The following is a 22,832-nucleotide window of genomic DNA, read 5'->3' as shown; positions in this document are numbered from 1 at the left end:
GACACTTTTATTAATGTTGTCATAAATATTTAATGTAAATTTGGCCTTTTAAATGACATAAAAATGTAACTTTATCCAGCTGTCGTCAATACTTGACACTTTATCAAGGTAATTGATGTATTTGTCGGTAATTGATGTTTTTTACTCCTTTCTCATGTTTCTTCCGCTTTTATCGTTTTAGCTAAATCATTTCGTCCCATGTAACAAAACTGTCATCATTGAGAAATATAATGCCCACAGTTTAAATACCATTCAGAGGATACCAATGGCAGAGGAATTTTCCCTGTCGCTTGCTGGGAGTCGCAAGCGGTTGGTAACAGATAAATTAGCAAAGTATGGGGTTACCACTGGCGCTGTTTTAGTGTTGACTGCCTTACTGTTGATTTTTGTTTACCTTCTTTACGTTGTGCAGCCAATTTTTGAAAGTGCTGACATCGAAAAACAGACCACGTTAAAGGTGCAAAGCCAAGGAAAAACATTGGCCTTGGGCATGGAAGAGCAAAATGAAATCGCCTATCGCATGACGGATGGGGGCCTAGTTGAATTTATTTCGCTACAGGGCGAGTCGTCAGGCTCGGTTATCTTGCAAAAGCAATTAGCGGGTAAGGTGACTGCGTTTAGCCAAACCATTCCATCGAAAGGGATGATGGTATACGGCTTTGACGATGGCACCATTCAAATTATTCATCCAGATTTTGAGGTTTCATACCCAAACGATCAGCGCTTAATTGAGCCTTCGGTCTCTTACCCATTAGGTGAGTCACATCTAACGATAGATGAGTCTGGCGGTGCGATTAAGCACTTAGCATTTGAAATGTCCGACGAACAAGCTGGTATTGCTGCTGTTATGGCCGATGGTCGCGCTGTGTTTATGGCTCTAACGGCTGAGCAAAACATGATGACCGAAGAGGTCACTTGGACGCCTGTTAGCACTGTGTTGCCGGATGCTCCCGCTAAAGTTGATCAAATACTGCTGTTGCCAAACCTTCGTAACTTATATCTACGCAGCGGCAATCGTTTGGCTATCTATGATATTTCAGATGTTGACGATGTTCATCTCACTACCATGATGGATATTAATTCACCGGGTGCTAACGTAACAAAAGTTCGTCTGTTAACCGGTGCGAGTTCATTGATTGTTGGTAATGACAATGGTGACATATCGCAGTGGTTTGAAGTCGTTAAAGATGGCAGTCGTAAATTAACGTTAATTCGTGAGTTTAAGGCCGAAGCAGGCATTATTGATATCGCTCCTGAGTTCTTCCGCAAAGGTTTTCTTACACTTGATGATGAGGGTTACCTAGGTATTTTCCATACCACAGGTAATACACGCTTACTTTCTGAAAAATTGTCAGACAAGCCATTAGAAGCCGTTGCTATTTCACCGCGAGCAAATGCTATTTTAGTTGAAGAGCCAGGTCTTTTGAGCCTTTATCATCTTGATAATGAGCACCCAGAGGTGACTTGGTCAGCATTATGGCAAGAGGTGTGGTACGAAGGTTATCCTGAGCCGGATTATGTTTGGCAGTCAACCTCTGCCAGTGATGAATTTGAGCCTAAATTAAGCTTAGTGCCGATTTCATTTGGTACCATTAAAGCGGCTTTTTACGCGATGTTATTTGCCGTGCCAATTGCATTAGCTGGCGCGATTTATACCGCTTACTTTATGTCTGCGCCTGTACGCTCAATAGTGAAACCCACCGTTGAGCTGATGGAAGCATTACCTACGGTTATTCTCGGTTTCTTAGCTGGCTTATGGCTAGCGCCGATTGTTGAAGAAAACCTGCCTGGTATTGTGATGCTGATTATTGGTTTGCCTATTGGTGTGCTGCTGGCTGCGTTTATTTGGCATAACTTGCCAAAATCAATTAAACAAGCAACGCCTGAAGGTGCGCATTCACTCATATTAATTCCTGTGGTTATCCTCGTTGGTTATGCCGCGTTTGCCTTGAGCACGCCAGTTGAATATTGGTTGTTTGGAGGCGATGCGCGTAAGTTTCTTACTAATGAATTAGGCATTGATTTTGACCAACGTAACTCATTAGTGGTGGGGATTGCGATGGGCTTTGCGGTTATTCCAACTATTTACTCCATTGCAGAAGATGCGGTATTTAGTGTGCCGAAACACTTGACCAATGGTTCACTTGCTTTAGGGGCGACCAGCTGGCAAACCTTAGTTCGCGTGGTTATTTTGACTGCTAGTCCAGGTATTTTCTCTGCTGTCATGATGGGTCTTGGTCGCGCAGTTGGCGAAACCATGATTGTATTGATGGCAACGGGTAACACGCCATTAATGGACTGGAGTATCTTCCAAGGTATGCGAACTTTAGCGGCTAACATCGCGGTAGAAATGCCTGAATCGGAAGTAGGTAGCTCTCATTATCGAGTGTTGTTCCTAGCTGCTTTCGTATTATTTGTTTTCACTTTTTGTTTTAACACTGTCGCCGAGTTTGTGCGCCAGCGTTTACGTGAAAAGTACTCTAGCCTGTAACTGAGAGATTAAGATGAGAAATTGGTTTAAATCGGGTGCGCCATGGATCTGGATGACCGGAGGCGCCGTCTCTATTAGCTTAGTGGCTGTAGTGGGTTTACTGGTTCTGATTGCTTGGCGTGGACTTAGCTTTTTTTGGCCAAGCACCGTCTATGAATTTGACCTAGAAGAGCTAAATGGCCAGCGTCACACAGTGATCGGTGAGTTATACGACTCGGAAAAGGTCAGCGCCGAGCGTGTTTTATCGTCAGGCGTGAAGCTACCAGAGCAACATGATGAAGTCATCACACGTTACCTACTTAAAACCGGTAACCGTGAATACGTTGATTTGGACTTCCGTTGGATAATGGAAACGCAAATTAAAACTAAAACGGCGCCACAAGATATTGCCGTATTTGAACGTTCAACCAACGGTAATTTTTATGGTTATGTTGAAGGTTTACTTGAAGCTGGTGAAGCTGTTAATGCCACGGACAAACGCGCTGAGTTAATCAAGCGGATGGAGCGTGCTATCGCGCTGAATCAGCAAGCCGATGATTTGCAACATGGCCCTATTGGTAGCATTAACTACGAGCTTGAGCGTTTACGCTTAAAAGAGCGTGGCTTAGCGCTTAATGGTGAGCTTGATGAGGCTGCTAAAGCTGATTTTGAAGCCCAACGCCAAGCCTTACATGATGACTACTTGGTGCTGGAAAAGGAACTATTTGCATTTCGTGACCAAGCTTCCCGTGATGCGGTGATTGTGCGTGACATGGATGGTCGCCAAGTTACTTTACCGATGCAAAAAGTATTAGATGTTCATTTTCCAAATGACATGGGATTTTTTGCAAAATTTGGTCATTGGGTTCATCAGTTAGCCAAGTTTGTCAGTTCAGACCCACGTGAAGCAAATACCGAAGGCGGGGTCTTCCCTGCTATCTTCGGCACCGTATTTATGGTGATGTTAATGGCTGTAATCGTCACCCCATTAGGCGTGGTCGCGGCTATTTATCTGCATGAATATGCTAAAAAAGGTCCGATTACTAAGATGATCCGTATTGCGGTGATTAACTTAGCGGGTGTGCCTTCAATTGTTTATGGCGTATTTGGCCTTGGTTTCTTTGTGTATATGGTTGGTGGTAGTTTAGATCAAATTTTCTACCCAGAAGCGTTGCCAAGTCCAACCTTTGGTTCACCGGGTGTTATTTGGTCAGCCCTGACGTTGGCGATTTTGACGCTGCCTGTAGTGATAGTATCGACCGAAGAAGGTTTATCTCGTATTCCTTCATCAGTGCGCCAAGGCTCATTGGCACTGGGCGCCACAAAAGCAGAAACCTTATGGCGCATTATTGTGCCAATGGCAAGCCCAGCGATTATGACAGGGTTGATCTTGGCTGTAGCACGTGCTGCAGGTGAAGTTGCACCTTTAATGCTGGTGGGCGTGGTTAAAATGGCGCCGACATTACCTCTTGATGGCAACTTCCCATACTTCCATTTAGAGCGTAAATTTATGCACTTAGGTTTCCACATTTATGATGTTGGCTTCCAGAGTCCGAACGTAGAGGCGGCACGTCCGCTGGTATACGCAACGGCATTCTTGTTGGTTACTGTGATCATTGGCTTAAACATGTCAGCGATTAGTATCCGCAACCGTTTACGCGAAAAATTCAGATCCTTGGATCAGTAATCCAGGTCATAAAGAACAGATAAAAGGTAACAAACATGATTTCAGTAGCACCTACTACGGCGAATGCCCAAGCGCTAGACCTGGCTAATTTAACTGAAGCGCAAACAGCGCTAGAAATAAAAGATCTGAATTTATACTATGGCAGCAAACAAGCGCTGTTTGATGTCAGTATGAAAATACCTAAGGGCCAAGTGACTGCTTTTATCGGTCCTTCTGGCTGTGGTAAATCAACCTTATTGCGCTGTATTAATCGCATGAACGATCTGGTTGATATTTGTCGTATCGAAGGCCAAATAGACCTTCACGGTACAAATATCTATGATCGCAATGTTGACGTTGCGGCTTTACGCCGTCGCGTTGGCATGGTGTTTCAGCGTCCGAACCCGTTCCCTAAATCTATTTACGAGAATGTGGTTTATGGGCTACGTTTACAAGGCATAAAAGACCGTCGTACGTTAGATGAAGCTGTTGAGCGCTCTTTACGCGGCGCGGCATTGTGGGATGAAGTGAAAGATCGTTTACACGATAATGCATTTGGTTTATCTGGTGGTCAGCAGCAACGTTTGGTGATTGCTCGTGCCATTGCGATTGAGCCAGAAGTATTGCTACTCGATGAGCCAACTTCTGCACTTGATCCTATTTCAACTTTAGTTATCGAAGAATTGATTAATGAGCTAAAGAGTAAGTACACCGTTGTGATTGTTACTCATAACATGCAACAAGCCGCGCGCGTTTCAGACCAAACGGCGTTTATGTACATGGGCGAGTTAATTGAATACGCGGATACTAATACCTTATTTACGACGCCAAGCTTAAAGAAAACCGAAGATTACATTACTGGCCGTTACGGCTAGGCCCGAGGAGCAAACAATGGATAACATGAATTTAAACAAACACATCTCGGGTCAGTTTAATGCTGAATTAGAGAATGTGCGTAACCAAGTGTTGGTTATGGGTGGTTTGGTTGAACAGCAAATGAACGACGTTATTGATGCTGTACATGCTCAAGAAAAAGAAGTCGCCAAGCGTGTGGTAGAGCGTGACCGTAAGGTTAACTCATTGGAAGTGTCGATTGATGAGGAGTGTACTCGTATTATTGCCAAGCGCCAACCTGCAGCCAGTGATTTGCGCTTAGTTATCGCGATTATTAAAACCATTGCTGATTTAGAGCGTATTGGTGATGAAGCTAAACAAGTGGCACATATGGTGATTGATAATGCCAATAAAACCCAGCCGCCATTAGTGAGTGTTGAGCACATGGGTCGCAATGTGGTGAAAATGCTACATGATTCATTAGATGCATTTGCTCGTATGGATGTGGAAGCGGCCATCAAAATTCATGCCTCAGATATTAAAGTAAACCGTGAATATGAAAGTGTTGTTCGTGAACTGATGACATTTATGATGGAAGATCCACGCTCGATCCCGAACGTCTTAAAAGTACTATGGGCGGCGCGGGCAATGGAACGAGTGGGCGATCGTTGTAAAAATATTTGCGAGTACATTATCTACTTTGTAAAAGGTAAAGATGTACGCCATATTGACAGCAATGAAATGGAATCGTTGCTGAAGTAAATTGATGTAAAAGCGGCTTAGTCCATAAAAAACGGAGGCAATGCCTCCGTTTTTTATGGCCTATAAATAATTTAGATTAGGGCAATTAAAGTCAGAAAATATAATCGGTTAGCCCTAGTAAAATTGACTAATATTATCTTATCAATAATAAGTCATGAGTCTATTTATGATGAGAATTAAACAAGGTATCGCGCTGCACATTCATATCACAGGCTTATTTGTTTGTTTAATCTTAGTTTGTGGGCTCACCCTTGCGGGGTACAGCTATTCCCAAATCAGCAAGTTGATTATTGAAGCTTCAGAAGAGGTGTTTCAACGAGCAGAACGTGAAATTGAAACCAATGTTGAGTCAAGCTATCAAAAAGTGCAAAAGCTTTTAAGCTTATTATCTCAAGGCCAGTTGGGGCAGGGGAAAACGCTAGAGCAGCGTCACACCACTTTTGCTCAGTTATGGCAGATTATACAAGTTAATCCTGATATGAACGCTGTTTATGCTGGTTACGATACTGGTGACTTTTACTATTTAAGCAAAATTCACCCGCATCAGAAAGAGCCATTGCCTATCGCGGCTCAAACAGCCAGTTATTTGCTCACGACCGTTGAGCATCAGCAAAGTAAGCGGCAAGTGTGGCATCAATACTACAACGAGCAAGGGCAGTTTGTTTATGGCGACGAAGGCCGTGGCTATGATTTTGATCCGCGCTTAAGGCCTTGGTATCAAGGGGCGATGACGAAAGATGAGATCACGATAACTGAACCCTATATTTTTAATAGCTCTCAGCTACTTGGTATTACTTTTGCGTTAAAGGCGCCTAATGGTCATGCTGTGGTCGCGGTTGATTTTACCTTGGCTTCTTTATCAGCTTCCCTCGTTAATCGAGATCTTCCTTTAGGCTCTGAGTTAGTTATTTTAGACAAACAAGCTCAGGTCATCGCTTATCAAGATCCTAGCCTGTTAGTCGGGAATGATGAAGCCAAATTAATCCATGTCAACGAACTCAATAATGCCGCGCTAGATTATGTTTTCAAACACTATGAAATTAAAGAGCAAGAATTCAGCTTCGATTTAGCAGGGGAAAACTGGCTTGGGAATGTTTCATTGCTGACTTTTTCTAATCAAGGGGACTACTATTTGATGGTACTGACCCCCACCAGCGCGCTATTAAAAAATGCCCATCAAATTCGTAATAATGCCGTCTATATTGCTGTTTTTATCATTATATTGACGCTGCCTATTGCTTGGTTTTTTTCGCAGCTAATCTCACGTCCACTTAAACGATTAACCATCGAGCTGCAGAATATTAAAAATTTTGATTTCAGTACGTCCATCAATGATAAATCCATTGTCAGTGAGGTCTCAGAGCTAGCCAGTGTCGCGGCATCAATGAAAAACACCATTAGTCAGTTTCAACAATTATCAAGCAAGTTATCTGCCCATCAATCGCTCGATGGGTTACTTAATAGCGTGCTGATGGAAAGTGTTGCGATGACTAAAGCCCAAGGTGGCATGATCTTTCTCTACGACAAGGCAACACAAACTTACCTGCACAGTAAAACGTTATTGCCAGATTGTGACTACAAGCAATCGAAAATTATCGCTAAGGCCAGCGTTGATGAGGCGGATAAAATTTTACAAAAAAGTGGTTTTCTGGCAAAACCCAACAGTGTGTTGGTTAGCCAACATCAGCTTAGTCAAGACTCATCCTTACTAGAAGGTCTGTTTAAAGAAGCGCTCAATATTCAAAATATTGCCATCACTTGGGTTAAATTAACTAATCGTAATCAAGAGCCGTTAGGCATTTTGGCAATGATAGAAAGCTCAGATCAAGCGAGCAGTCATGAAACCAGTTTTATTGAAGCGCTGTCGGGCTATTGTGGCTTAGCGATAGAAAGTCAATTGTTGTTAACCGAACAAAAAGAACTACTGGACAGCTTTATCGAATTGATTGCCAGTGCTATCGATAGTAAGTCTCCTTATACTGGTGGACATTGCTCACGAGTACCTGAAATTACCCAAATGCTTGCCCATGCCGCTTGCAGTGAAACAAAAGGCCAATATAAAGATTTTGAGCTCAGCCAAGAGCAATGGAAAGAACTGCATATTGCGTCTTGGCTGCATGACTGCGGCAAAATCACCACGCCTGAATTTGTGGTGGATAAAGCCACTAAGCTTGAGACCATTTATAACCGCATTCATGAAATAAGAATGCGTTTTGAATTATTGAAATCACAAGCCCATTGTGACTATTGGCAAGGTGTGGCAACAGGGCAATCACAAGTTGAATTAGCGAAAGTAAGAGATGAGCTACTTAGCCAATTAGATGAAGAGTTTGCTTTTGTGGCCAAATGCAATATCGGCAGTGAATATATGTCGCCAGAGTATGCTCAGCGCTTGGCACAGATAGCGCAACGAACCTGGACTCGTACTCTAGATGATCGCTTAGGACTATCTAAAGAAGAAATGTCACGCAAATCCAGCACTGCAGCTACATTACCTGTTACTGAACGTTTATTGGCCGATAAGGCCGAGCATTTAGTGCCAAGAGATGATGCCATGTTAACGGCTCCCGGTAACCCTTGGGGTTTTGATATGACGGTGCCTGAATACATGTATGATCGCGGCGAATTACATAACCTGTCGATTCAACGTGGCACGCTGACTGCTGAAGATCGTTTTATCATCAACTCGCACATTGTCTATACCTCGGTGATGTTGTCTAAATTGGCTTTACCACAGAACTTGAAAGATGTGCCAGTGATTGCAGCCAGCCATCACGAGAGAATGGATGGCACCGGTTATCCGAAAAGAATTCCTGCAGGCGAGCTTCCCTTAACGGCGCGAATGATGATGATTGCCGATGTGTTTGAGGCCCTAACTGCTTCAGATAGACCTTATAAGGAGGCCAAAACACTCAGTGAAGCGATTAAAATTATGAGCTTTATGGTGCAAGATAATCACCTTGATGGCGACTTATTTGAATTGTTTTTACGATCTGGCGTCTACCTTGACTATGCACAGATGTATTTACCCGATACGCAAATTGATGCTGTTGAATTAGCTGACTACGGGATTGATGTGACGTCAGTTGAATCGCCATCGCCGTTGATAACGGCGTAAGTTGCTAACAAAACGTTTAAATTACGGTAATAGCGAGGTAATTGTTCGCTTTTTGAGCCAGTTAAATAAACAAAATTTTCGTCAATGGCGGAAATAAGGTATCGTTAGCGCGAAAATTTATCTTTAACCGAACCAGAGTTAACTATGATCATTAAACCTAAAATTCGTGGCTTTATTTGTACTACTACGCACCCTGTTGGCTGTGACGCTAACGTGGCAGAGCAAATTGCATTTACTAAAGCAAAAGGTCCGGTCACCAACGGTCCAAAAAAAGTATTAGTATTAGGCTCGTCAGCAGGTTACGGCTTGTCTTCACGTATTGCAGCGGCATTTGGCTCAGGCGCAGCAACGATCGGCGTCTGTTTTGAAAAGCCAGGCACAGAGAAAAAGCCTGGCTCAGCAGGCTGGTACAACAGCGCTGCATTTGACAAATACGCGAAAGAAGCGGGTTTGTACGCAAAAACCATTAATGGCGATGCGTTTTCTCATGAAGCTAAAGCGAAAGTTATCGAACTGATCAAGCAAGATCTTGGCGAAATCGACCTGGTGGTTTACTCATTAGCATCGCCTGTTCGTAAAATGCCTGACACTGGTGAAGTGGTTCGTTCAAGCTTAAAGCCAATTGGTCAAACTTACACGTCTACTGCTATCGACACTAACAAAGACGTTATTATTGAAGCCAGTGTAGAGCCTGCGACTGATGAAGAAGTGGCAAATACAGTAACTGTCATGGGCGGCCAAGATTGGGAGCTTTGGATTGAAGCCCTAGCAGAAGCTGGTGTGTTGGCTAAAGGCGTACAAACCGTTGCTTATTCTTACATTGGCACCGAAATTACTTGGCCAATTTACTGGCACGGCGCCCTAGGTAAAGCGAAAGAAGATTTAGATCGCGCTTCAGCTGAGTTAAATAAAAAACTAGCCGCTGTAGACGGCGCCGCTTATGTATCGGTACTGAAAAGTGTTGTAACACAAGCCAGTGCTGCCATTCCTGTGATGCCGTTATACCTTGCTATGGCATTTAAAATTATGCGCGCACAAGGTATCCACGAAGGGTGTATGGATCAAATCTATCGCCTGTTTGATGCTCGCCTTTACAAAGTTGATGGCAGTGCGCCAGAGACTGACGATTCTAACCGTTTACGCTTAGATGACTGGGAGCTTCGTGATAGTGTACAAGATGCTTGTAAAGCGCTTTGGCCACAGGTGACCACGGAAAACTTATTTGAATTGACCGACTACCAGTTATACAAAGATGAGTTCTTAAAACTGTTTGGCTTTGGCGTTGACGGCGTTGATTACGATGCCGACGTGGCGACCGAAGTTGACTTTGACTGTATTGAGCTTTAAGCCTAAATACTCTCAATAAAAGCTTTGTTGGACCAAAAACGCGCTAACCGACAGGTTTGCGCGTTTTTTGCTTTCTAAGCGTTGATCTTACAAGCGTTAACATCACTGGTTTATGATATATTTTGCTTAGTTTTCAAAGCCAGATAGACGACATGGATAGTTTAAGTCGAGTAATTAAATTAACGGATTATATTGAAGCACATTTACCTCAATGTTTTACTTTAGAGCACTTGTCTCATTGGTTGGGTGTCAGTAAGTGGCATTTGCAGCGCGAGTTTAAAGAGTTAACAGGGCAATCCATAGGTCAATACAGTACTGGGCGAAAACTGAGCCTTGCCGCAGCAGAACTGGCCGACTCCCCTCTTAGAATCATTGATATTGCTTTGAATTATGGCTTTGAGTCGCAAGAAGCGTTTGCCCGTGCATTTAAGCGTCACTTTGGTATTTCACCAAAAAATATTAAGGGGCAACCACTTTGGGCACAACAAATTAAGTCACAGCCACTGACCCGTGCCTATCTTGAATGTTACGCCGAGTTGCGTGCAATTACGCCTACTGTTGTTACTTTACCTGCGGCAGAATACTTAGCTTTACCGGCTACACTTAATTCTATTCGTCATGGTTCAAACGATTTTTTTCAGGATTTCTCTGCACTCTGGCAATCATTTGAGCAGGAAGTTTCAGCACTTGGACTGGACACATCAATGGACCGCTATTACTCAATGGAATTTATCAACCGTTGTCATCACGAAACGGGACTCTTTATGATGTTGGCGGCGATACAGGTTGAGGGGTTAGGTGTTGCTCTACCTAAAGAGTCTGACTTGATCTTGTTTCAGGTAAAGCAGCAACGTTACCATTGTTTTGAGTTGACTGATGTTTTTAAGGTAAAGCACTTTTTACGTTATTTATTCGAGCACTATTTACCTGAGCAACAGTTAGCATTGGTAGAGTTTCCGGTATTGTGGCAGGGCACTGAAGATGGCAAATTATTAGGCTATTTTCCTTTAATTGATGATCTTAGCAGTGAAGCGTTGCCCGTTGGCTTGAGTATTTCGGAGCAGTTGATTCAAATACCTGACCTTAACATGCGGATTTTATCCACTCAGTTACCTTTTAGTTTAAGCCAAGTATCAGAGCGTTTAGTGGCACTATTTGAGCGTTGGCCTGAGGTGACTAATATGGCTAATGGTGATATTTCACCAACGTTAAACCAAGGTAAAGCCGTTTTAATTGGTGAACATGGCTCGGCACAGTTTAGTCCCGAGCATGAATTTCATGCTTCGTTCATAGATCTTAATTTAGCTGATAAACCAACGTTGCCAAATAGCGAAGTAATAACCCTTACTGCTGCTTCGTACTTGAAATGCCAGCTGCAAGGAACCCTCGCGCAAATTGATTTCGCACTTAACTACGTTTACAACTTTTATTTGTGGGATTCTCCTTATTATCAGGTAAGGGGGCATGAATGGATCAGCAATATCAAAAACGATGGTGAACATTATCAGTTTGAGCTCTGGTTGCCTGTTAAAATGCGCAATGGCCGAAAAGCATAAAGGTCATTTTATTGTGTTTGCATATTTACAAAATCAGCATAGGGCCTCGAAGTGAGGCCCTGATAAGCTCGTTTATTAAAACATAAAATTAGCAATCGTCTTCTGAATACCGACTACATTCGTCCCTTTTTTCAGCTCTTTAACGATAGGGGCAGATGAACCTGATACCCAAATTTTTAGTTCTGAGTCCATGTCAAAGGTGCCTGCTGATTCAACGCAAAAGTGCGTAATCGATTTATAAGGTATGGAGTGGTATTCCACTTTTGAACCAGTGATCCCTTGTTTATCTATCATGATCAAGCGTTTGTTAGTAAACACGAACATATCTCTAATGAGCTTGTAGGCTAGAGCCAGTTCTTCGTTATCTGCCATAATTGGTGACAATTCGGCGCTAAGCTCTGCTAAGTTTACTTCAGATGCGTTGCCCATTAAGGCATCAAAAATTCCCATATTGCTTCTCGTTGATGAGTGAGTCAGGGCTTTAGATTAGAGCGAACAGTAACAATGAACAAGTATGAAACAGAAGATCTAACTTTATTGGCTTCTTACCAGAGAGATTAATAATAGTAAAATAAGTCCAAATGCACTGCAGCCCAGTACAAAGCCTAGAACTGCTAGTAAGGACTTTTTTATTCCTTGTAAAATAACTGACATGAGTTTTTCCTGATTTTATTTATCACTGCGTCCCTAAAAGGGCAGCTAACCGTAACTAGCTGCCAAGGCTTGCAGGGAGTTAATAAAAGCTTATTTTTGCTACTGTATCGGCAGTAACGGCAAATTTGACTTGGTTCATACTTGGCGGCCCCATTAATGTTGGATTTTGTGAGTAACCGTAAGGCTCAAGGGGCATTCCTTGGGCGCTCATTTTTAAGTCGCCATCCTGATCCAAATCTTGCATCACAAAAATAGCGTAATCGCCTGTCGGGACGTCATCAATGATAATAGGTTGGCTGGCTTGAGCTAGACTATAAGTCTGGGTTAATTGAGTGGGATCGCCTCTTAAGTCGTCAGTGCTTTTATACAAAAATACTTTAACATCCCCTTCGTCACGGGTGAGGTTACCTAGCTCAATAGTGAGCTGGTGCGTTTTCCCGTCGTTAATTGTGGTTGGTTGTTCACTACCACATGCGCTTAGTGCTAACACTGTGCTAGTTATCAGTAAGGTTTTTTTCATTTTCATTCCTTAGTTTACTTAGTCTTAACTCATGCCAAGTTAGGCGTTGTTTGCTGAACTTTTTCACGCTGTTTGTTTTGCCATTGCTGATGGATAAATGCGGCAATAAATAAAGTGCAGGTTAATAAGATTAGCCAAAGGGTATAGCTACCACTGTCGCCCAATTGCTGCAGATAAGGCGCGACAATAAAAATTAGTAAGGTCTGCCAAGCGAATACTTGCAAAGAGTGACGACCTAATAAACGTAAGCCGGGAATGTTGAGGGCGTTAGGCCAACGGCTGATGACAAAGCCCAATAAGTAAACCCATAGTAAAAGGTTGAGTATGCGTAACCAGCCAAGCTCGGGCTTATCGGCAAATTGATATAATACGCCCTGATGTATACCCATGGATAAAAAAGCGCCATGGTGGGTAATGAATATGGCTGCCACTACAATCAGTGCTATCCATACTGGAACGTTTGAGGCGTACCAATTAATACTTTGTTGACGTTTGCCATAACCAATAGCCGCTCCCATCATAAATAGTAGTTGCCAAGCCCAAGGATCAAAGTAGCCAACACTAATACCGAGTGCGGGCGAAACGCTTTGATATAGACCAGTTAAGCTAGTTTGTGTAAACCAGCTACTGCTCAACCAAAGGGCAACACTGACGGCTAAAGCTAACCAGCCATAGCCGCGGCGAAAGGCAATGATCACCGCAGGTAACACCAGCATAAAGATGATATACAATGGCAAGATATCAAAATAAGCAGGTCTATTTAGCAGTAATAAGGACAACCAGCTCGCATGCTCTGGCGCTTGGAAAAAATTAGGCATTGACGTTTGATATACGTCTCGTGCGCTGGGATAAATGGATATTGCTATCCAAGCCACAGCGAGCACTAATAATAAGCAAATAATGTGATAACAATAAATAGTCCAAGCGCGATGGACAGCCTTGCTAACAACCTGCTTATTGGAGTATTTGTCGGCACTGTAAATCAGGCCAGCAAGTAACCCCGAAATAAAAATAAATCCTTCTGCTGCGCCTACTTGACCTAAAGGCTGCAAAGTAAAATATTGTAAAAATGTATTGCCACCACTTATCCAAACTAAGTGATTTATTGTCATTAGAACTAATAACAGCCCTCTAAGTGCATCTAATGCATGGATCCTGTTCATGGGTGCCTCCTTGTATGATGCTTTTAGCTTAGGAGGAACAACAAAATAAAACTGACCGAAAATGCGCTTTTAACAGTTTTAACGAATTTGACGGTGGTTGAATAATTGTTAACACTACGTTTTTCTATTTCTAAGGTTGTAACAATGACAATACCCTTAACCATGCAGGAAAAAATGATCCGTGTTTGTGATGAAAAAATCGCCAAGAAAGGTGAAGGTGTAGGCCTGTCTTTTTATGCTTTTTTCGCTAACAAAAACACCGAACCAAGTACCTTAATGGCGGTAGCAAAGTGGTGGATTGAAACTCATCAACTTGATCATTTTGAGAAAGCGGTAAAGATTAAAGCGATGGTTGAGGACATAAAAACACCACCAAAACACTGATTTTTGTTACACTGACCGGCCTATTTTTGATCTGTTAGTTGTTATGTCTTTTTCTCAATTAATTAACGCACCTCAACTTAACCAAGCGCTGTTAGAGCTTAACTATCAACAGCCCACAGCCATCCAAAGCCAAGCTATTCCGATGATTTTAGCGGGGCGAGATGTGATGGCGGGCGCGCAGACGGGCACAGGTAAAACCGCCGCATTTTTACTGCCTATGTTACAACGATTAAACGAGCAACCAGTGCCGGCTGATGGCGTAAAGCCAGTGCGAGGACTGGTACTGACACCGACGCGAGAGCTAGCGGTGCAAGTGGAACATAGCTTTCAGCAATATGCTAAGCATTGTTCGTTAACAGCGGCAGTGGTTTATGGCGGCGTAAGTATCGCTGCGCAAGTTAAACGTTTTAAGCAAGGCGTTGACGTGATTGTGGCGACACCGGGGCGTTTACTCGATCACCTCAGGCAGGGTAACTTGACGTTGAATGAACTGAGTTACTTAGTGTTTGATGAAGCGGATCGCATGTTAGACATGGGCTTTGCTGACGAGATTAATGGGATTTTGCAACGTTTGCCGAGCAAACGTCAGACCCTATTATTTTCTGCCACCTTTGATGACGTGCTCTTTAGTCTCAGTAAGCGGTTGCTAACAGATCCTGTATTAATTGAAGTGGACAATCGTAATAGTGTTGCCGCACCCGTTGAACAAATTGTTTATGCTGTGGACGATGATAGAAAAGTCGATCTCATCTCGTTTTTGTTGAAAAAAAAGCCCGACCAACAAAGCCTTATTTTTAGTCGTACCAAGCAAGGTGTTGACCAAATTGCTAAGCAGCTGCAAGCAAAAGGGTTGGCGGCTCATGCCTTTCATGGTGATTTATCGCAAGCTGTGCGAGAGCAAGTACTTAATGAGTTCAAAATGGGTGACTTGAACGTGCTGGTGGCCACTGATGTGGCGGCACGGGGTTTGGACATTGCGCAATTAGGTTGTGTGATTAATATGGAGCTGCCTTTTGTTGCCCAAGATTATGTGCACCGTATTGGCCGTACTGGGCGTGCGGGTCAAGCAGGCTTGGCCATTACCTTATTAAGTCCCGATGAAGAATGGCGCTTAGAAGAAATAGAACTGTTAATTGATCAGCGTTTAGCGGCGCAATGGCTCGCGGGCTTTGAGCCTGATTTAACTAAGAGTGCCCCCATTGATAAGAAAAATAGCCGTGGCGCACAAAAACGCCGCGCTAAAAAGCGGGCGTTTGGCAATAAAAAGCGTTGAATAACGTAGTTAAGCAGAATTAAGCTGAGCGTGCTCGGCGTTGCTTCAGATCCCATATCAGGGTGCTCAAAACTAAGATGGCGGTTAATGGAATTATCACATATGCCGCTACTTGACCCAGCGGTGTTTGATAGCCCGATTGTATGGCACTGCTAATTAAATAAGCGGTGTAAACTAAGTACAACACAAAGAAGTTAATCCCTTCCAAACGGCTTAAGGTAGCGCCTGTAAAAAATAACGGTACACACAATAAAGCAACACCCAGCATGACGGGGAGATCAAGGTTAATTAATGCCGCATCAGCAGTTAGCCCGCTTGGCGCAATCAAGCCTGATACGCCCAGTACCGCTAACAAGTTAAACACATTACTACCAATGACGTTACCAACAGCAATATCACGCTGTCCTTTTACGGTGGCAACTAGCGAGGTGACCACCTCAGGTAGTGATGTACCAATGGCGACGATGGTTAAACCAATAACCGCCTCACTCACGCCAAATGACTGCGCAATAGCCACCGCATTTGCTACGAGCAGTTGCGCGCCGATAACCAACAAGGCAAAACCTGCGATAACCCAAAGCACGTTTTGCCACCAAGGTGCTGCAGCCATATTGTCATCATCTTCAGTTTCGGGCGGGCTCTTTTTACCCTGAATAAATAAAAAGCTGGTGTAGCTAATTAACAGCACTACGAGTATCGCAGCATCAATACGGCTTAACATGCCGTCTCTTACTAGCCAAAACACTAAGGCTGAAATCGCAACCATGATAGGTACATCTTGCTTTATAAGCTGCTTAGAAATCACTAAAGGAGAAATAATCGCGGCTAAGCCAAGAATAAACAGCACGTTAAAGATATTACTGCCGACGACATTGGCTATTGCCATCTCGGTTTCGCCAGAAAAGGCTGCGCCAATACTCACCGCTAACTCAGGTGCACTGGTGCCAAAAGCCACCACTGTTAAACCAACCACCAAGCTTGGAATACCAGCGCTTAAGGCTAATCGCGCCGCGCCTTTCACTAAACAATCTGCACCGTAAATCAGTAACACTAGGCCTAACACTAACAATAAATAAACCACTATTTTGCCTCTAAAGTTGGCGTTGTCATGATCGCGATAGTAAGGCTTTTTATAGCGCGAAGATAGAGGCTAATAAACAAATAAATTTGTTTTGATTATCGCTCAATTTGTTATTCTAAGTTTTTGTAATATAAAGAATTAAAGTGACAGTGATATAAGTAGCAGAATAGGTAAGCTAACTAAGGCTGAAGCGTTACCAAATAACACCATTGCAGCCACCTTATGGGGCTCATTTTGGTAACGCTCGGCGTAGAGGTAGTTCATTACCGCAGGCGGTAGCATACTAAATAACAAGATCATTTTTAGGTGTAAGCTAGGTAAGGGAATAAACAAATAGACTAAGGTAAACGACACCGCGCCAGTGAATAAACTCAGACCAATATTAATAAGCCCTATTTTTAAGCCATCAAGTTGCAACTGAGTCATCTGAGAGCCCAGCGCTAATAGCATTACAGGAATCGCTGCTTGACCAAGTAATTGGGTCGCCTCGGCAATGGGCTGGTAAATGTGTACTTGGCCAAGATTAAGGGTAATAGCCGCCAAAGCAGCAATAAATAGCGGCGTTTTAAAGGCGCTGACTAAGTTTTGCCAGCCCCGCTGGTTATTTAATATCAAGCTGCCAAAAATCACATGCAAACAAGTAGACACCACAAACAATAATACCGCAGCCTCAGCCGCAACGGCGCCGAAAGCATAGCCAAACAAAGGAATGGCTAAATTGCCACTGTTGCGGAACATTAAGGTGGGCGCCCAGCTTTTAAAGTTCATTGATTTTGGCGCAAGGCAGATAAAAAGGACGCCGGCAACAGCAACGCAGACAAGGCGGCGATAATTAAAGGACCTTGGCTCATGTTTAGGGGCATCGCCACCAAGGATGAAAAAACGAGGGCGGGCACAAATACATCGATATTAAGGCGATTGATTGGCGCAAAATTAATATTCATGGTTTTGCCCACCCAAAAGCCCACTAAGACCAAGGAAAAAACGGGCAGTAAAATAGCGATTACTTGGCTAAGCATAAAAGCAGGCTTCTATTACAGTAAGAAACTCATGACGTTATCTTAATTTTAAGCAAAATGACAGGAGCGAAGAGTGTGAGTTGTTGAATGCATAAGCAGCCTTAAGTGACTTTTACTAGATGCTGTAAGCACAAAACGAAGCACTCGTATGCCTGTGTTATAAGGTTAAACCAATGTACTGATCCTAGGGTTTAGGGCGTTCATAAGAAAGTGAGCAAATAAGCCGGTATCAACATTTAACCTTGCTTCCATGGTCAGATAATCTTGGCCAAAGCCATTAGGTTGAAATTGATTATTATAACGTTCCGTTAACTCGTTGAGCTGCAATGAGCCGCGCAGATCATCTTGCTGTAATTCGTTATAGCCAACTGAGTCTCGGTGTTTTAAGCCATAAACGATACCAGTATGAAGCTGAGTAAACGCCTCTTTTAACTTATCATTGTTAGCAACCTCCTGCTCCAGTTCAGATAAGGTTGCAGGTGATAGGTTTGCCCCTGATAGCTTTAAAGTGCCATCTTTTTGCAGCGACAGATCCAGCTCACTAAGATCTAGATCAGGGTTTTCAGCCATTTGTTTTTCTTTAAATGCTGCGAACTCGTACACGCTAGTTTGTAATGCTGACTGAGTTTTGGTCATTTCTTCCATATAAAGAAGCATACGTTGCGACACTTCTTCATCAAGGCGCTGAGATAACTCAGTTGAGATCCCATGAGCTAGATCGAAGGACACTTGCTCCTGACCGGTCGAGTGGGTTACTTCGTGATTTTTATCCTTTATTTTCTCTATCGGCTGCTGCTCACTTCGGTTCAATTGTGGCTGAACTGGTAGCCTATTTGATTGCTTAATAACCACCATGTTGATGCTCCCTTACGTATGTAAACTTACTTCTGTTGGGGGTTGAGTACCATGACTTGAAATTGTCGTCTGTAACATCGCTTTCTTTGGTATCGGCAAATACAGCAATAAATTTAACAAAAAATTTACATTTATGGCTGGCAATGTTTATATTAACTACCAAGCTTTAAGCAAGTATGCCAACTATTGGAGGTTTTATGCAACAGAAGCAAATAAAGAAGTGGTTAGCTCATGGTGGAGAAACTGATTGTATTTTATATACTTATGCTGACTCTTCCTATTATCGACCAGAAGTCATTGTGCATAATGCGCCTGAGCCTATCACCAATAGTAGTGGTGAAACTATCCATTTTAACAGCTTGGTTAATGCCAAGGAGGGAATGAAAAAATTAGGCTTTGATTCGGTAATCTTAAAACTCGATTTACCTTACGATGAAATGCTGGGTGAAAAAGTATCAGCTAATGAATGTTTTCAAGAAATGAAAATTTGTCTCTAATCGACCCTTAGGGTGGAGTCATCAGTGCTTAGCCCTGCATCCTGCGATGTGTAAAAGCAATCATAGAAGCTTATTTTTAATGGCTTGAGCTATGGTGATCAATGCCATAGCTCAAGCCTGTCTCAGGTTACTATTGTTGACCGGTATTAACTTCACCCTCTTCTTCTAAAATTTCAGAGCTGGCTAAGTACAAGAAATGTAAATGGCGCTCATACTGGGTGATCGCATCCGCAATAATTTGCTCTTGGGTATAGCCGAAAACATCATATTGCTGGCCGCCTTGTAGTAAGAATACTTCAGCGCGGTAGTAATCATCATGCTTTTCTTCTGCATAGGCTGGCACCGCAAAGTGACGTAATCGAATACCATAAGAGAAATTTTCTGCTTCTTCTTTGTAGATAGTTAAGCGGATTTTTTCACTGTCTTCAATCAATTTTGCTTTAAGACCCGTTTGCTCAAACTGCTCACAGAGTTCAGTTAACGCTGGGCGAACGATATGTTCAATAAATCGCTCAGCCTGATTTAAACCAGGGTGAACCAATAACGTATTTAAGCGCTCTTTCCAGTGGATCTGACTTTGGGTAAATTGAACTGACGTATTGTGGCTTTGCACACTTTTTTGCAACATTAAATCATGACGTAGCGCCTTAAATAAACCATAGCAAAATAGCATCATGATGAACATGAATGGGAATGCGCTGGCAATGGTTAAGGTTTGCAGGGCTTGTAAGCCTCCCGCAAATAGCAGTGTCGAAGCGATGATGCCAATCATGCTGGTCCAAAAAATACGCTGCCACAATGGTGTGTCTTGCTCGCCACCTGCGGTTAGGGTATCAATAACCAGGGCGCCAGAGTCTGCAGAGGTAATAAAGAATGTTGTTACCAGCAATACAGCAATAAAGGACAAGAATGAAGAAAGCGGAAATTGCTCAAAGAAAATAAAGATAGCAATAGCCACATTATCATTTACTGCTTGAGCTAATAAGTGCGCAGTATCACCTGCAATCATGTGGATGGCACTGTTGCCAAATACGGTCATCCATAAGAAGGTAAAACCAGCTGGGATGAAAAGCACACCGACGATAAATTCACGAATGGTACGACCACGAGAAACGCGCGCAATAAATATTCCAACAAAAGGAGACCAAGATATCCACCAGCCCCAATACAACATGGTCCAGCCACCCAGCCAGTCTTCTTTTGGATCATAAGCGTACATATTAAATGTGCTGTTCACCAACTCGCTCATATAGGTGCCGGTATTTTCTACAAATGATTGCAGAAGTAATTCTGTTGGCCCCAATAGTAAAATGCCAACTAACAGGGTAAGTGCCAATATCATATTGAGATTGGAGAGGCGCTTAATCCCGCCATCTAAACCTAAGATCACCGAACCTGTGGCTAAAACGGTGATAATAATAATCAGCCCGAGTTGGATTAAGGGGGTTTGAGGCAATTCAAATAAATGCATTAAGCCAGCGTTAAGTTGCTGCACGCCAAAACCTAAAGATGTGGCTACACCAAATAGTGTCCCCACAACTGCAAAGGTGTCCACGGCGTGGCCTAGGGGGCCGTATATTCGATCGCCTATTAATGGGTATAAAGCAGAGCGTGGCAACAGTGGTAACTTGTGGCGATAAGAGAAATAAGCCAAAGATAATGCGACCACGGCATAAATAGCCCAAGCATGTAGGCCCCAGTGGAAGAAAGTGATGCGCATGGCTTCTTTTGCTGCCGCTATGGTGGCGGCATCGCCAATTGGTGGGCTTAAATAATGCATCACGGGCTCAGCCACACCGAAAAACATTAAGCCAATGCCCATGCCAGCGGAGAACAACATAGAGAACCACGACACATTGGTGTAATCCGGCTCACTGTGATCGGGACCAAGCTTAAGGTCGCCTAAGCGGCTGACCATAATGCAAACGGTAAAAATGAGGAAGATAGCGACAGCTAAAATGTAAATCCAGCTGACTTTACTGACCAGCCAAGATTGAACTTCGCCAAAAAACTGACCACTAAGATCAGGCTTTAAAGCGGCAATAAAAGCGATAGAAACCGCAATAAGTAACGAAGAGATAAAAACGGGTTTATTTATTTTTGTTTGTATTTCCATAATAAGTCTTTGGTTGAAGGCGCGCCCTAAGAGATATTTCTTAGATCACGATGACTGCTTAACAGAGCGCGAAGCAAAAAAGGGCCTCACAACGTAAGCAAGTACTCACAACTAAGTGAGTGTAAAACAGCCAAAAGATACACAGAGATAACAGCGATCGGGTAAGTTATCCTGCTTACATGTGTTTGTTCAGTAGCTAATGTTAGCACAAAACCCTGAACTTTTGGTGCGCGGCGATGGATTGTTTTATTTCTGGCTATTGAAAATAGTTTTTTTAGCAGGGGGCTGCTGCAGTGAAAGCTAGCTATACCTCTTTTAAAACAACTGTTTCCAAGCTAATTCATTAGGTTATCGCTTCTGTTTTTAATTTTCTAAGTGCTGCTTGAGGTGAACACAATACATTACAGTTGATAAAGTTAATCATCATAACGATGACATGAACGCTATGGCTTTGTCTGCGGGTCGTAGGTTGTCAGTGGGCTGCTAATTCACATTCTGCTCTATGCCCCCAATAAGGGGAGGTGTTTGATTTTGTGGTAGGTTAATGCCATTAACAAGCACTGCCTAATCAAGGCTTCAGGTAGTGGTTGATTTAAAGGCAATAGCATGGCGCGATTGCCCTGAAAAGAACAGTTACCATGAGCAGAATACAACTCTCTAAAGGTGTCTACCAAGGTCGTGTTACAGTTAAAAAATAAGCAGTAATGATCGGGGTGATTGGCTTTCCAGTCGAACCGCACTGGACTGCCATGCTTAACAGCATAGCTGGGCTCACCCCACTTCAATGATTCTTCTACTTTACCCAGTTGGTGTTGCTGACAAAGCTCGAAAATGATCGCCCTGAGTTGCAGCAATTTGGGCTTTACCGAACTGGGGTAATCATTAAATTTATCTTGTACATCAGCTGGCATCTCAGTTGGCATGGCAATCCTTTTATGCTGAAAGTGAAGTTAAGTTGTGAACTGAACCAGCTTTATTTTTTAATGCTTGCTCAACACGGGCTTGATACAGCTTAAGTTGGCTAAATCCCTCAATGATAGATGTCAGTGGCGTTGGCATATCATGGTTATCAATGTTCTTAACAATGGCATAAGCAAACAAATCAAAACGGCTAAATGTATCGCCACAAATAAATGTATTTTTACTGAGGTGTGCTTCCAATGCCACAAAGCATTGCTCAGCAGCTTGCAATACTTGTTTAAGACTAAAGCGTCCTACCCCCTGTGAATATAGATTTTTTAGCACTAACTTTCGAGACTGCTTAGCAATAAAAGGTCGGGCTGGCCACTTTAAACCGCTGAAAAATGCTTGTTCTAATATTTTCCAACTGGCTTCTGGGTGCCAACGACAATATACCATCAACCAGTATAAATGTTGTTCAAGAGCCACTTGCCAAACGTAACCTTGGCTTTGTTGTAATGAGGTTAAGCCTTCATCAATGGTGCATATTCCCATGAATGCCGATCACCCAATAACATTGATGCCGATCACCTGATAACACCCAAGTCGATCACCCA

At 43.0% G+C, this 22,832-nt stretch carries 20 protein-coding genes; 10 read left to right on the top strand and 10 right to left on the bottom strand.

Annotation, left to right across the window (positions count from 1 at the left end; translation table 11 throughout):
- Nucleotides 1–265 precede the first annotated feature (265 nt).
- From Q4519_RS19110 to Q4519_RS19080, 7 genes are all read left to right on the top strand, one after another.
- Nucleotides 266–2,491, top strand: coding sequence for an ABC transporter permease subunit (locus Q4519_RS19110; RefSeq protein WP_232800057.1), 2,226 nt, complete (start codon nt 266–268; stop codon nt 2,489–2,491).
- A 13-nt stretch (nt 2,492–2,504) separates the two neighbouring features.
- Nucleotides 2,505–4,157 carry a phosphate ABC transporter permease PstA gene (pstA, locus tag Q4519_RS19105; protein WP_232800058.1) on the top strand — a complete coding sequence of 551 codons (1,653 nt, stop codon included), beginning with the start codon at nt 2,505–2,507 and terminating at the stop codon, nt 4,155–4,157.
- Between the two features lie 35 nt (nt 4,158–4,192).
- Nucleotides 4,193–5,011: a phosphate ABC transporter ATP-binding protein PstB gene (gene pstB, locus Q4519_RS19100; protein ID WP_232800059.1), complete on the top strand. Its 819-nt coding sequence runs from the start codon at nt 4,193–4,195 to the stop codon at nt 5,009–5,011.
- 16 nt (nt 5,012–5,027) lie between these two features.
- Entirely contained in the window at nt 5,028–5,732 is a 705-nt protein-coding gene (gene phoU / locus Q4519_RS19095; RefSeq protein WP_232800060.1) for a phosphate signaling complex protein PhoU, read from the top strand.
- 166 nt (nt 5,733–5,898) lie between these two features.
- Nucleotides 5,899–8,850, top strand: a complete 2,952-nt coding sequence (locus Q4519_RS19090) for an HD domain-containing phosphohydrolase (protein WP_303515057.1) — start codon at nt 5,899–5,901, stop codon at nt 8,848–8,850.
- A 144-nt stretch (nt 8,851–8,994) separates the two neighbouring features.
- Nucleotides 8,995–10,197 (top strand): enoyl-ACP reductase FabV, encoded by a 1,203-nt coding sequence (gene fabV / locus Q4519_RS19085; protein ID WP_303515052.1) that lies wholly within the window; start codon nt 8,995–8,997, stop codon nt 10,195–10,197.
- 122 nt (nt 10,198–10,319) lie between these two features.
- Nucleotides 10,320–11,753 carry an AraC family transcriptional regulator gene (locus Q4519_RS19080; protein ID WP_303515051.1) on the top strand — a complete coding sequence of 478 codons (1,434 nt, stop codon included), beginning with the start codon at nt 10,320–10,322 and terminating at the stop codon, nt 11,751–11,753.
- 75 nt (nt 11,754–11,828) lie between these two features.
- On the opposite strand, the gene Q4519_RS19075 is transcribed toward Q4519_RS19080, so the two are convergent.
- The 3 genes from Q4519_RS19075 to Q4519_RS19065 form a co-directional block, all read right to left on the bottom strand.
- The gene (locus tag Q4519_RS19075) at nt 11,829–12,203 is read right to left on the bottom strand and encodes a PH domain-containing protein (RefSeq protein ID WP_232800064.1); all 375 of its coding nucleotides are present in this window, start codon (nt 12,201–12,203) and stop codon (nt 11,829–11,831) included.
- A 283-nt stretch (nt 12,204–12,486) separates the two neighbouring features.
- Entirely contained in the window at nt 12,487–12,927 is a 441-nt protein-coding gene (locus tag Q4519_RS19070; protein ID WP_303515048.1) for a DUF2141 domain-containing protein, read from the bottom strand.
- A gap of 29 nt (nt 12,928–12,956) precedes the next feature.
- Nucleotides 12,957–14,090, bottom strand: coding sequence for an OpgC family protein (locus tag Q4519_RS19065; RefSeq protein WP_232800066.1), 1,134 nt, complete (start codon nt 14,088–14,090; stop codon nt 12,957–12,959).
- A 150-nt stretch (nt 14,091–14,240) separates the two neighbouring features.
- Here Q4519_RS19065 and Q4519_RS19060 point away from each other — a divergent pair, with 150 nt between their 5' ends.
- Complete coding sequence (locus Q4519_RS19060; RefSeq protein WP_303515074.1) at nt 14,241–14,474, top strand: DUF6500 family protein; 234 nt, start codon at nt 14,241–14,243, stop codon at nt 14,472–14,474.
- Between the two features lie 43 nt (nt 14,475–14,517).
- Nucleotides 14,518–15,747: a DEAD/DEAH box helicase gene (locus Q4519_RS19055; protein WP_303515042.1), complete on the top strand. Its 1,230-nt coding sequence runs from the start codon at nt 14,518–14,520 to the stop codon at nt 15,745–15,747.
- A gap of 19 nt (nt 15,748–15,766) precedes the next feature.
- On the opposite strand, the gene Q4519_RS19050 is transcribed toward Q4519_RS19055, so the two are convergent.
- From Q4519_RS19050 to Q4519_RS19035, 4 genes are all read right to left on the bottom strand, one after another.
- The gene (locus Q4519_RS19050) at nt 15,767–16,828 is read right to left on the bottom strand and encodes a calcium/sodium antiporter (RefSeq protein ID WP_303515040.1); all 1,062 of its coding nucleotides are present in this window, start codon (nt 16,826–16,828) and stop codon (nt 15,767–15,769) included.
- A gap of 138 nt (nt 16,829–16,966) precedes the next feature.
- Complete coding sequence (locus tag Q4519_RS19045) at nt 16,967–17,566, bottom strand: AEC family transporter (protein ID WP_303515038.1); 600 nt, start codon at nt 17,564–17,566, stop codon at nt 16,967–16,969.
- A gap of 26 nt (nt 17,567–17,592) precedes the next feature.
- Entirely contained in the window at nt 17,593–17,847 is a 255-nt protein-coding gene (locus Q4519_RS19040) for a hypothetical protein (RefSeq protein ID WP_303515036.1), read from the bottom strand.
- Nucleotides 17,848–18,012: 165 nt separating this feature from the next.
- A complete protein-coding gene (locus Q4519_RS19035) occupies nt 18,013–18,702 on the bottom strand; it encodes a hypothetical protein (protein WP_303515033.1) in 690 nt (229 codons plus the stop codon).
- A gap of 197 nt (nt 18,703–18,899) precedes the next feature.
- Between Q4519_RS19035 and Q4519_RS19030 the strand changes: the two genes are divergently transcribed.
- The gene (locus Q4519_RS19030; protein ID WP_232800071.1) at nt 18,900–19,199 is read left to right on the top strand and encodes a DUF6482 family protein; all 300 of its coding nucleotides are present in this window, start codon (nt 18,900–18,902) and stop codon (nt 19,197–19,199) included.
- A gap of 130 nt (nt 19,200–19,329) precedes the next feature.
- Here Q4519_RS19030 and Q4519_RS19025 read toward each other — a convergent pair whose 3' ends face one another.
- The 3 genes from Q4519_RS19025 to Q4519_RS19015 all read right to left on the bottom strand — a co-directional run bounded on the left by Q4519_RS19025 (nt 19,330) and on the right by Q4519_RS19015 (nt 22,770).
- Nucleotides 19,330–21,315, bottom strand: coding sequence for a BCCT family transporter (locus Q4519_RS19025; RefSeq protein WP_232800072.1), 1,986 nt, complete (start codon nt 21,313–21,315; stop codon nt 19,330–19,332).
- A gap of 500 nt (nt 21,316–21,815) precedes the next feature.
- Entirely contained in the window at nt 21,816–22,226 is a 411-nt protein-coding gene (locus Q4519_RS19020) for a DUF1801 domain-containing protein (protein WP_303515071.1), read from the bottom strand.
- A 22-nt stretch (nt 22,227–22,248) separates the two neighbouring features.
- On the bottom strand, nt 22,249–22,770 hold the full coding sequence (locus Q4519_RS19015) for a glutathione S-transferase C-terminal domain-containing protein (protein WP_303515026.1): 522 nt from the start codon (nt 22,768–22,770) through the stop codon (nt 22,249–22,251).
- Between the last annotated feature and the right edge of the window lie 62 nt (nt 22,771–22,832).

Source organism: Motilimonas sp. 1_MG-2023 (genome assembly GCF_030547455.1).
In the GTDB taxonomy this organism is placed as follows: Bacteria; Pseudomonadota; Gammaproteobacteria; order Enterobacterales; family CBDFNC01; genus Motilimonas.
The sequence above is the reverse complement of the archived record's forward strand: the minus strand, read 5'-3'. Positions and strand labels throughout refer to the sequence as shown.

Bases quoted from the DNA above. Each gene is read 5' to 3' on its own strand.
- Q4519_RS19110 (WP_232800057.1), top strand. From the start codon at position 266: ATGGCAGAGGAATTTTCCCTGTCGCTTGCTGGGAGTCGCAAGCGGTTG.
- pstA (WP_232800058.1), top strand. From the start codon at position 2,505: ATGAGAAATTGGTTTAAATCGGGTGCGCCATGGATCTGGATGACCGGA.
- pstB (WP_232800059.1), top strand. From the start codon at position 4,193: ATGATTTCAGTAGCACCTACTACGGCGAATGCCCAAGCGCTAGACCTG.
- phoU (WP_232800060.1), top strand. From the start codon at position 5,028: ATGGATAACATGAATTTAAACAAACACATCTCGGGTCAGTTTAATGCT.
- Q4519_RS19090 (WP_303515057.1), top strand. From the start codon at position 5,899: ATGATGAGAATTAAACAAGGTATCGCGCTGCACATTCATATCACAGGC.
- fabV (WP_303515052.1), top strand. From the start codon at position 8,995: ATGATCATTAAACCTAAAATTCGTGGCTTTATTTGTACTACTACGCAC.
- Q4519_RS19075 (WP_232800064.1), bottom strand. From the start codon at position 12,203: ATGGGAATTTTTGATGCCTTAATGGGCAACGCATCTGAAGTAAACTTA.
- Q4519_RS19070 (WP_303515048.1), bottom strand. From the start codon at position 12,927: ATGAAAAAAACCTTACTGATAACTAGCACAGTGTTAGCACTAAGCGCA.
- Q4519_RS19065 (WP_232800066.1), bottom strand. From the start codon at position 14,090: ATGAACAGGATCCATGCATTAGATGCACTTAGAGGGCTGTTATTAGTT.
- Q4519_RS19055 (WP_303515042.1), top strand. From the start codon at position 14,518: ATGTCTTTTTCTCAATTAATTAACGCACCTCAACTTAACCAAGCGCTG.
- Q4519_RS19045 (WP_303515038.1), bottom strand. From the start codon at position 17,566: ATGTTCCGCAACAGTGGCAATTTAGCCATTCCTTTGTTTGGCTATGCT.
- Q4519_RS19040 (WP_303515036.1), bottom strand. From the start codon at position 17,847: ATGCTTAGCCAAGTAATCGCTATTTTACTGCCCGTTTTTTCCTTGGTC.
- Q4519_RS19035 (WP_303515033.1), bottom strand. From the start codon at position 18,702: ATGGTGGTTATTAAGCAATCAAATAGGCTACCAGTTCAGCCACAATTG.
- Q4519_RS19030 (WP_232800071.1), top strand. From the start codon at position 18,900: ATGCAACAGAAGCAAATAAAGAAGTGGTTAGCTCATGGTGGAGAAACT.
- Q4519_RS19025 (WP_232800072.1), bottom strand. From the start codon at position 21,315: ATGGAAATACAAACAAAAATAAATAAACCCGTTTTTATCTCTTCGTTA.
- Q4519_RS19020 (WP_303515071.1), bottom strand. From the start codon at position 22,226: ATGCCAGCTGATGTACAAGATAAATTTAATGATTACCCCAGTTCGGTA.
- Q4519_RS19015 (WP_303515026.1), bottom strand. From the start codon at position 22,770: ATGGGAATATGCACCATTGATGAAGGCTTAACCTCATTACAACAAAGC.